At 60.6% G+C, this 11236-nt stretch carries 6 protein-coding genes; all 6 read left to right on the forward strand.

Annotation, left to right across the window (positions count from 1 at the left end; genetic code table 11):
* A partial coding sequence (locus tag H5U38_12895) for a hypothetical protein (GenBank protein MBC7187924.1) occupies window positions 1–571 on the forward strand: 571 nt, incomplete at its 5' end.
* 279 nt (window positions 572–850) lie between these two features.
* On the forward strand, window positions 851–3796 hold the full coding sequence (locus tag H5U38_12900) for a TonB-dependent receptor (GenBank protein ID MBC7187925.1): 2946 nt from the start codon (window positions 851–853) through the stop codon (window positions 3794–3796).
* 118 nt (window positions 3797–3914) lie between these two features.
* Entirely contained in the window at window positions 3915–6995 is a 3081-nt protein-coding gene (locus H5U38_12905; protein MBC7187926.1) for a T9SS type A sorting domain-containing protein, read from the forward strand.
* 94 nt (window positions 6996–7089) lie between these two features.
* A complete protein-coding gene (locus tag H5U38_12910; GenBank protein ID MBC7187927.1) occupies window positions 7090–8115 on the forward strand; it encodes a PorV/PorQ family protein in 1026 nt (341 codons plus the stop codon).
* A 222-nt stretch (window positions 8116–8337) separates the two neighbouring features.
* The gene (locus H5U38_12915; GenBank protein MBC7187928.1) at window positions 8338–10494 is read left to right on the forward strand and encodes a T9SS type A sorting domain-containing protein; all 2157 of its coding nucleotides are present in this window, start codon (window positions 8338–8340) and stop codon (window positions 10492–10494) included.
* Window positions 10495–10655: 161 nt separating this feature from the next.
* Window positions 10656–11236, forward strand: a 581-nt coding sequence (locus H5U38_12920; GenBank protein ID MBC7187929.1) for a hypothetical protein, incomplete at its 3' end; no start/stop codon positions are given.

Here is an 11236-nt window from a genome sequence, read left to right on the forward strand (position 1 = left end):
TTGGCAGGTGTACACGCACGGCAACTCTGGCCTTCCGTGCGACAGCATCTACTCCCTCTGTGTTGATCACGACGGCACCGTATGGGTAGGCACCTTTTCGGCCGGCCTGGCCTCCTTTGATGGCACAACCTGGCAGGTGTTCAACTCGCACAACTCGCCGCTCCCTCACAACTTTGTCTACGAGACGACCGTTGATCAGCGCGGTGCGCTCTGGGTGGCGACCACGCTGGGACTTGCCTGCTACCGTAAAGGCCCGCTTGCCGTGGGCCGTTCGGAGCGCGCGCTGCCTCCTGCCGACTTTGTTCTTGCTCAGAACTGGCCCAACCCATTCCTCGGTGGCACAAGGCTCTTGGTTACGCTGCCTGCTCCCAGCGAGGTGGAGCTCAGCGTGTTTGATCTTTCCGGCCGTCGGGTGTGTGTGCTAGTGCACGGGCTGTTGTCTGCCGGGCGGCACGAGGTGTGGTGGGATGGGCGTGACGAGCGCGGCTATGAACTCCCGGCGGGATTGTACGTTGGCTGTGTGCGCACCCCCCACGAGCGCCGCACGGTGAGGCTGCTGCGCCTGCGATGAGGAGAAAAAGGCGCGAAATGCTACACATCTGCAAAAAAAAATCTTGACAAATTACGTTTTTTGGGTTATATTGCACGTTGCCAAAGTGCAAGTACCGCAGAAAGGAGGTGGTCAGGGCAAGACAGCTTGGCTGTTTGCAAAATGGGCTACGAGTAAATCGACAGGCCCTTTTCTGTTTGGAGAGGAGTGCATTGTGGCCAGGGTGGGACAGAAAGGGGAACGACGGTAGCTCGGGGGGCAGAAGCCAGGGGGTGTCACCAAACCAGAGGAGCTGAGACCATGCGCAAAAAGGCTTTCGCTCTCGCTGTTGTTCTCCTCACGATTCCGGCGCTGATGTACGCAGGCACCACCGGCAAAGTGAGGGGAAGGGTGATTGACAAGGACACCAAGGACCCCATCCCCGGGGTTGCCATCATCCTGGAAGGCACGATGATGGGCGCGGCCACCGACATTAACGGCTACTACATCATCCTCAATGTGCCCGTGGGCACCTACAGCGTGCGCGCGCAGATGATGGGTTACCAGACCGTGGTGGTCAGTAACAAACGCGTCTCTGCCGACCTCACCACCGAGTGCGACTTTGAGCTCTCCCCCACCGTCCTCGAGGGCCAGGTGGTCACTATCGTGGCGGAGCGCCCAATCATCGAAAAGCACGTCACCAACACCGTGAAGACCATCCAAGCCGAAGACCTGCAGAACATTCCCATCCGTGGTGTGGCGGTGGCCATGCAGCTCTCCTCGGCGGTAGCAGATGGCCAGTACGTGCGCGGCAGCCGTAGCGAAGAGACGGTCACTTACATCGACGGCGTGATGACCCAGCGGCTGGTCGACGGTCGTGCCAACGTGGCCTCGGTGATTAACAACGCCATCGAGGAGGTGACTTTCCAGGCGGGCGGGTTCAATGCCGAGTACGGCTTTGCCAACGCCGGTGTGTTGTGGTCCACCACCAAAACTGGCCAGAAGGACTACCACTTCAACATCGAAGCTATCTCTGACGAGGTGTTCAAGGGGAAGAACGGCCGCACCTTGGGCACGCAGTCGTGGGGCTACAATACCTACACTGCGACGGCCAGTGGCCCGGTGCCCTTCACCAACGACAATGTGCGCTTCTTCGTAGCTGGGGAGCGCAACTACAACGGCGGCTACGCCACCTTCAACGAAGGATTTGTGGTTGACACAGTGATCGTCTGGGGCAAGGGCACCGCCAACGAGCGTGCCTTCCCCTTCAAGGCAGAGTTGAAGCCCGGACCCTATCCCGGCTACAGCTACCGCTCTTGGGACATGAATAGCAACCTAGTGTGGGACGTGCGGCCTGTGCGTGTGAAGGTAGGTGCCAACTACCATTGGGATCGCGAGCAGGGTGGCGCCACCTGGGGCAACATCGTCAATTACAAGAAGAACGGCGTCACTATCTCCAACAACCAGCGTTACTACGTGAACGTCACGCATCAGGTGAACCCACGGTTGTTCTACACCGCCAACTTCGGTTACTTCAAGTGGTTCCAGGAGTGGGGCGACCCGGATTTGTGGGATGAGTATTGGAAGTACGCCGACCCGCAGTACAACGTCGGCCCAGACGGCAACACGGTGCTGCGCGGCTGGGGTCTTACTTACACCCTGAGCCTCTACGGTCTTCTCACTTTGCAGCCTACCGGCTTGGTCACCTCCGGGTACGGCAAGAATGAGCAGGTCAACTACGGGCCCAAGTTTGACCTGGTGTGGCAGTTCAACAACTGGAACGAGCTGAAGACCGGGTTTGAGTACAACTACTACACCATCCGGCGGTACGTCAACCCAGGGTTTGCTATCTCCAAGGCGCTGCATGACCGGGAGATTGACCCCACCAACACGCAGACCGACTATGACATCTACCGCAGCAACATCACGCACTATGGCTACGACATCTGGGGCAACCCGACGACCAAGGACACCTGGTATGATGCCACCAACGACCAGGGGCAGATTGGCAAGGTGAACGGCCATGATGCGCCGAAACACCCGGTGCGGGCGGCATTCTACCTCCAGGACAAGATTGAGCTCAAGGACCTCATCCTCAACGCCGGCGTGCGTGTCGACTACCTGACCACCGGCACACTGAGCTACAAGGATCCCCGGCGCCTCATCTTGAACTCCTGGACCCTGGTGGACGACGCGAGCTTCGGCCCGGAGCGGCAGTATTGGAAGGTGAGCCCGCGCTTGGGCTGGTCGTTCCCGGTCACCGACCGCACGGTCTTCCATGCGCAGTTTGGCAAGTTTGTGCAACTGCCGCAGATGTTTGACCTCTACGACAGCCACGGCCTTGTGGGCCGCTTCTTGCAGGGCGGTAACGCCCGCACCATGCCCAACCCGAACCTGAAGCCAGAGCAGACCACGCAGTACGAAGTTGGTCTCAAGCAGCAGATTGGCGACAACGCCAGCTTGATGGCGACGGTGTTCTACAAGGACATTCGCGACTACATCCAGATCCGGGTGACGTTGCCTGAGCCTAATTTGGGCTACGGTGCGTTCTACGAGTTGCGCAATATCGACTTTGGTACGACCACCGGCGTGACGTTTGCCCTGAACCTGCGGCGCACCAAGCGTGTTGCGGCCACTCTGGATTATACCTACTCCAAGGCCATGGGCACAGGCTCCAGCAGCCGGGACCACTTTGACATCGCCTGGCAGGACCAGAGCCTGCGCTTCCCGACCATCATCACGCCCCTGGCGCAGAACCAGGACCATGTGGGCAACGTCAATGTTGATGTCCGCCTGACCAAGGACGACGGCCCAATTCTTTTTGGGATGCGGCCCCTGGCCAATTTGGGCGCCAATGTGCTGTTCACCATGCACAGCGGCAGCCGCTACACCAAGATCGAGCCGGGCCCGGGCGGGCTCTTTGCCCAGAACGCGCCTCGGCCGCTGGAGGCATTGAATTCCTCGGTGATGCCCTGGTACTACCGGGTTGACCTGAAGGTGGACAAGACGGTGGAGGTGGCGCGCTTCAAGATTCGGCCGTACATCTGGGTCTACAACCTGTTCAACCGGAAGAACGTGACCGGCGTCTACCGGCAGACGGGCGAGCCGCACGACAACGGCTGGTTCCTGACCGACGACGGCAAGTCGTGGGCGCAGATTAACGGCAGCAAGGGCCTCTACTACGCCAAGAAGGCCCTCAGCGGCGCCGGTGCGAGGAACTTGGCCACGCCGCGTATCCTCCGCTTCGGAGTGATGATCGACTATTGATGGCGTTTGGGCTCACCTCCGCTTGCTGGAGGTGAGCCCCTGGCCACCTCGGCACGGCGTGTGACGAGGCAAGAGTGCACAGCACGTACGCTGTAGGTCTTGTGGAGGAGGAGTCACGATGAAGAAAGCGACGGTCGCCATCCTGGTTGCGGCGCTCGCGGTGCTGCTGTTTGGCCAGAGCACGGCAGTGGCAAAGAGCACCGCCACCAGTCGGCTGAGCAAGTCCATGATCAAGGACCATTGCAAGTACATCGATGTCAACCAGATCCGGGCCTCGGTGATGAATAACGGCACCTTTACCCGCCACCCCATCACTGGCAACTCGGACCTGGAGTGGCCTAAGGGTACCGGCAAGTACGCCTGCTACAATGCGGGGATCTGGATTGCCGGCAAGGTGGGCGGTGCCACCCGCACGGCGTGCGCTGATTACAATGTGGAGTACCAGCCGGGCCTAATTCTACCGGATGGAACGCCGGACAACCCGGCGGATCCCAAGTATCGCGTGTACAAGGTCCACAAGGACTACCCGAATGGTTACGCAGCTCTGGACATCGACCCGTGGAGTGCATGGCCGGTGGACCAGGGCGCGCCGGTGAACCCCGATGGTAGCATCAAGTGGTATGGCGACGAGCAGCTCTACGCCGTGATGAACGACCTGGACGCCAACTTGCACAACATCGCCTACCACACCTTGCCGATTGGCATCGAGTTACACCTGCTGGTGTTCGCGTTCGATAGGCCAGGTGCTCTGGGCAATACGGTCTTTTTCCAGTACACGATTATTAACAAAGGGCAGGACAACCTTGAACAGGCGTATATCGGCGTGTGGTCGGACGTGGATCTCGGCGACGCCAATGATGACCTGATCGGCTACGACCTGGAGCGCGGCTTGGCCTATGTGTACAACGGCGACCCCATCGACGCGACATACGGGGATCGCCCGCCCGCGTTGGGCTTTGATTTCTTCCGGGGACCGATGGTGCCTTCCCCGGGCGACACGGTGAAGCTTCCGGACGGCAGCGTGTACCCAAACAAGAAGCTGCTGGATGCCACGGCCTTTGTAAAGTACTACAACCCGCATCCGATCTACCGCGATCCTAACTACAGTGCCCAGGGGGCGGAGGAGTTGTACAACTACTTAGCTGGCCTCAAATCTGACGGCTCCCCCTGGGTCGACCCGACCACTGGGCAAGTCACCACGTTCCTCAACACTGGCGACCCGGTGCGGGGTACGGGCTGGCTTTCTACCATGGAAGCCCCGCCGCAGGACATCCGCATCCTGATCTCGTCCGGGCCGTTCACCATTGCTAAGGGCGACACGCAGGTCGTCGTTGCCGGCCTCATCATCGGCCAGGGCAACAATCGCCTGTCCAGCATCGAAGTGTTGCGCTTCTACGACAAGTTCGCCCAGGCAGCCTACGACAAAGGCTTCAAGGTCCCCAGCCCGCCACGCGCGCCTGAGGTGCTGGTCACCCCGCTGGACCGCAAGGTGCTCCTGACCTGGGGCAAAGAGTCCGAGAACTATACGGAATTCGGTTACGAATTCGAGGGCTATAACGTCTACATCGGCGCCTCGCCAGGTGGTCCATGGAAGCGCCTCGCTACCTTTGATACGGAAAATGGCGTCATGGCGGTGCTGGATGAGGAGTACGACCCGAACACCGGATTTGTTCTCGAGCTCCCGGCAGCCTATGGTGCCGACCTCGGTTTGAGCTACACCTACACCTTGGACAGGGATTATGAGGGATTCCGCTTAGCCAACGGCCGCAACTACTACGTGTGCGTCACCGCGTATAGCTTTGGCGTCAAGGGTGTGCCGAAGATTCTGGAAAGCTCCAAGAACGTGTTGACGGTGTCGCCTCACCAGCCGCAGCCTGGCACGGTGGTGAGCCACAAGGACTTTGAAGAGGTGGCGGTGACGCACTCAAAAGGGAATGCCGACTCGCTGACCTACGAGTGGTGGGTGCAACTGGTCGACCCGCTGCGCGTTAGCACCGCCGACTACAATATCAAGGTCAACCCCGATTGCACGTGGACGCTTTACCGTAATGGCCAGGTGGTGTCGGGCTACGACCGTGTGAGGCCTGTGGAAGCCACCAAGACCATTGACAAGGACATCAGCCACTCCACGCTGGTCGGCGCCCCTCTGGACTTTTACATTGCCGGGCGGCTGGACTTTACCCAGCCTAAGGACCGCAAGACCTGGTTGGCCGAGGTGGTGACGCTCACCAGTCACAGCACCATGCTCACCTCGCTCACCGGTCCCTACCAGCAGAACAAGTCGTTAAGCAACAAGGCGATACACGGGCCGTTCAAGAAGGGTACCACCGACCCAAGGTTTATGGGTAACACCATCGAGATCCGTTTCACCGGCAAGGTTGACTCGCTGGGGAACGTGATCTCCGGCGGCTCGCTGTCGACTTTGCTTTATGGGTTTGGCGACCCGGCCAACTTCATGCTCTGGCACCCCAAGAACCCCAAGCGGGGTGTGTCGCGCGACCCGTTCACGGTCCAGGTGCCTTTCGAGATCTGGGACGTCACTCGCAACGTCCAGGTGAATTCTGCCTTCTGCGATAACGCACAGAAGATTGCCGACACGTTGTTCGTGGGCACCGACTCCGGCTTTGTCGCCACCTGGGCGCCGCGCGGCAAGTGCACCGTGTTCGTCTTCTGGACCGAGTACAACGACTCGGTGCACAACTGCGGCTACACCGGCCAGGATAAGAACGCCACGTGGATGTTCGCCTATGACGCCGATGTTCAGTGGCAGACTGGCGACGTGGTGCGGCTGAAATTCCCGCCGCCGGTGGTGCCTGGCGAGGACGAGTGGACCTTCAGCATCAAAGGGGTGGAACGCAACGTGACGTCGGATGCGAAGAAGCGTCTGGACATCATCAACGTCTACCCCAACCCCTATTTGGCGCACAATATCGAGGAGCGTACGCTCCACCAGGAGCACGTCAGGTTCATCAATCTGCCGGAAAAGTGCACCATTCGCATCTTTAACCTGGCAGGTGACCTTATCCAGACCATCGAGCATGACAGCCCGCAGCCGACCCATGACTGGGACCTGCGCAACGAGAACTTTTTGCCAGTGGCCAGCGGGTTGTACATCGCCCATATCGAGGTGCCGGGCGTGGGCTCCAAGGTGCTGAAGTTGGCGGTCGTGTTTGGCCAGCAGCGCCTGCGGAACCTGTAACGGCACGTTTGGTCAGGTAGGTGGCCGCTCCTGCACCCCGGCGGCTGCAGGAGCGGCACGACGGTGAACGGAGAACCTTTTGGAGAACTGGACCATGAGAATAGCAAGAATCCTGGTGCTGCTCGTCGTTGTGGCGCTGGGCTGCAGCCTGGCAATGGCCGGCAACCCGGACAAGAGGGGGGCCGCTGGCGCGCAGGAGCTGCTCATTCCGGTTGGGTCGCGAGGCATCGCCATGGGCGGGGCTAACGGCGCCCTGGTCAGCGGCAACGAGGCCATCTTCTGGAACCCGGCAGGACTGGCAGCCACCGATGCCGCCGCCGAGGCCACCTTCTCGCATCTAAAGTGGATCTTTGACACCAGCATCAACTACTTCGCCGTGTCGGCACGCTTGGGTAACCTCGGCTCATTTGGCGTGAGTGCCAAGGTACTGGATTTTGGCGACATTATCGAGACCACCGAATTTGAGACCGAGGGCACCGGGCGCATCATTACCCCCAACTTTGTCACCGTGGGGCTGACCTTCTCCCGGCAGATGACCGACCGCATCTTCTTTGGCGCCAACGCCAAGGTCATCTCCGAGAGCTTTCTGCGCATGCGCGCCAGTGGCGTGGCCTTTGATTTTGGCGTGCAGTACATCAGCACCCCAGGTGTGCGCCTGGGCCTGACGCTGAACAACTTTGGCCCGATGATGAAGTTCGTGGGCGAAGACCTGCAGCGCACCGTGGACCTGCCCCACACCGAGTATGGCACAGAACCGATGGACCTTCGCCTTGAGGCGCAGAAGTTCGAGCTGCCCAGCACCTTCGAAATCAGCCTGGGCTACCCGTACTACTTGAGCGATGAGCATGCGCTCACCGTGGTCGCTTCCTACCGCAACTTTAACGCCTCGGTGGACCAGGTGCAGGCGGGCCTTGAGTACGCCTTCAACAAGCTGGTCTACCTGCGCGGCGGTTACGGCTCGGCGGTGCAGGCCGCGGAGGACTATATCTTCGGCTTCACCCTCGGTGCCGGCCTCCGCTACAGCCTGGGCGGCAACACGTACGTGCTCTTTGACTACGCCTACCGCGATGTGAAGTACACCGACGCCAACCAGTGGTTCACCATGTCGGTGCAGTTCTAAGTGGGCGCGCTTCTGGCGCCCTCGTGACGGCGGCAGTTGTCGGGTGGAGTGAGGTGACTCTTTAATCTGCTGGGAAAGTTAGGTGTGACGAGACGGAGAAAGGAGGTGATGGCCCAGGAGTGGAAGCCGTTGCCAAACCAGCAAAGAAAGGAGGTGAGGCCACGCATCTGCAGGGGGTAGCATGGTAAGCTGTGGACGACAACTCACTGAGGAGGTTTGCACATGCGAAGAGCCCTCGTAGTTACCACGATTCTCCTATTGGCGGCCTCGGCGGTGCTGGGCAGCGATAGCCGGATCACCCTGCTGAAGCCGTACCGGGGCGTCGATGAGGACGCCATCATCTACGCGACCAAGAAGGACCTCACCAACGGCGCGGTGGACCGGCTGCTCACGCCGCGCGGCCTGAGCAAGTTCGCCGGCATCATCGACACCATTGCGCCGCCTCTGGCGGAGACGGTGAACTTTGGTGCGGCACCTGGCGACACCATGGCACAGTTCTGGCAGGAGCCCACCGCTGCGTACTACCTCAAATCCATCGGCATCAAGACTAACGAGTGGAGCGGCCAGTTTAACGACGGCTTCAACCTGTTTGTCACCAAGGCGGCTGCCGACATTCGCACCTGGCCCAAGGACAGCGTGGACGGCGCGGGCTGGGTGGGCCGCTGGGCGAGCCACCCGTTGGGCTGCACCACCGGCAATTGGTGCGGCAGCTCCTGGGGCCAGCCCCCCCTGGGCGAGATCATCTGGGGCGACTTCCCGGTGACCGCAGTGAAGAACGAGTGGGTGTGGACGCCGATGATCTGGTTGGGCTTTGAGCCGGACATGGGCCACGACCCCTTCTACGTCTGCTATGCCCCATTTGGCACCGCCGGCCAGAACTTTGGCACTGCCTCAGGTGACGCCACTGCCCTGCCGGAGTGGCGCGGCCTGAAGTATTATGCGAGTGGTGGCACCTCGGGCAAAGGTGGGTGGCACATCCGCCACTACGGCTGGATCTTCATGCTCGAGGTGGAGTTCTATGAGAACACGCCGCCCACGATTACCTACGACCCGTATGGTTCGGTGCTGAGTGCCGACCCGCGTCCCTTGCGGGCGGAGATGAAGGACATCGACGCCTCTGATCCGGCCAAGGCGGGCGTGGCGGAGGCAAAGTTGTACTACAACGTCAACGGCGGCGCGTTCACCGAAGTGCCGATGACCCTGGTGGAGGGCACGGACCAACTGGGCACCTGGGAAGGCGTGGTGCCTGGCGGCATCATCGCTCCGGGCGATGTGGTGGAGTACTACTTCTGGGCCAAGGACAAGGGCGGCCTCGAGACAGAGTCCACCCACGGCACCTACGGGTACTTCCAGAAGAAGCACGACGTGTTGGCCATCTACAACGACGATAGCTTCACCGCGTCGTTTATCTTGCCCTACTACTTCAAAGATCCCAAGGGCACCCAGTACCTGTACGACACCTGGTGGACCGACGCTGATGGCAAGCCTGTCAAGGAGTTGGTGGACCAGTACAACTGGATCGTGCAGTTGGACGGCTACTCGCCACTGGTGCTGTTCGACGACGTGCTGGAGAACTGGCTGAAGGGCACCAAGAAGGCCAGCGGCACCAAGGGCTACTTCTGGTCCTCGCAGGAGTGGGCGTACCAGTATGGCGGCGGCGCGGACTTGAACTTTGCCGCGGGCGACATCCACTACGACTACTTTGGCCTCGGCACAGTGGTCAGCGATATCCAGCCGTACGACCAGGACGCGCACCCGTTGAATGCCACCGACCACCCCATCGTGAAAGACATCAAGGACTTTTGCGCGGACAGCCTGCAGCTTTACTACGACTCGGCCTACGAGCTGGGCTTCTCCAACTGGAACGACGCCATCACGGCGACCAACCCTGCGGCGGCGGTGCTGTTTGCCGACTCGGCCGATGCTAACAACGTCATGGGTCTGTACAACTTCTACAACGACGTGCACACTGTGTTCTTGACCTTTGACCAGTTGGCGTTGAACACGGGTCAGGCGAAGTACCACTGGATTCCCTACGACGTGTCCAACCCGCTGATTGAAGCGTTGAAGTACTTTGGCGCGCCGAGCGCGGTGAGGACCGGCGAGACGGTTCCGGTGGAGTACGCGCTGCACCAGAACTACCCGAACCCGTTCAACCCGACGACCACGGTCAAGTTCGCGGTTGCCAAGCCGGGTAACGTGACGATTGCCGTGTACAACATGCTGGGCCAGAAGGTGGCCACGCTGGTGAACGGCTACTACCAGCCGGGCACCTATGCAGCCACTTGGGACGCGTCCACCATGGCCAGCGGCGTCTACTTCTACAAGATCACGGCGGGTGAGTTTACTGCCGTCAAGAAGATGACGCTGGTGCGGTAATTCGTCGCCGGTAGGAGCGGTAAGCGGAGCCGCTGCGGCCGACAGGTCGCGGCGGCTCTTTTTTTGCGCAGCAGGTGGCGGCGGCAGCGGATTTTGCTTGCGAAAGTCCGCTATGTTGCTATATTTGCAGCAGAGACAAGTGGCAACAAGGAGCGACCACCATGCCCACCAGGATCACCCCATTAGATATCCAGGCGCTCTCCGACCCGAAGGAGTATGAGCAGGGCATGAAGTACTTCTTAGGGGGGAGAGTGAAGGGGCGTCTGAGGACGGACACGGGGCTCTTGGCCACCGTCAAGGCTGACGGACTGTGCCGCGTGGAGGTGGTGGTGGAAGGGGAGCAAGTCTTTGGCCGCTGCACCTGTTCGCCGGTCAGCGGCAGCCTGTGCCGCCATCAGGTGGCTGCCGCCTTGGCCTTTGTGGATTCGCCCCAGAGCTTCCTCTCCCTGCAGGAGTTGCGCAAGCTGTTGCGCAAGGAGGAGAAAGCCGCCTTGGTGGAGACCATAGCGAACATCGCCTTGGTGGTGCCGGAGGTGGCGGGCTTTTTCGGAGAGGGCGACGAAGCAGAGAGGCTGGAGCGTTGGATTGCCGACCTCTTTGATTTGCCGGCCGGCGGCGGATGGTCGGTGCAGCAGCTGATAGTGCCGGCGCAACTCATCCTACAGCGGGCGCAGATGTTACGGGCCGCCGGCAAGTGGGAGCAGGCGCGGCGCATCTGTTTTGCGCTCCTGGATGCCGCTTT

It is taken from the genome of Calditrichota bacterium (genome assembly GCA_014359355.1).
Lineage (GTDB): Bacteria > Zhuqueibacterota > Zhuqueibacteria > JANLFK01 > Oleimicrobiaceae > Oleimicrobium.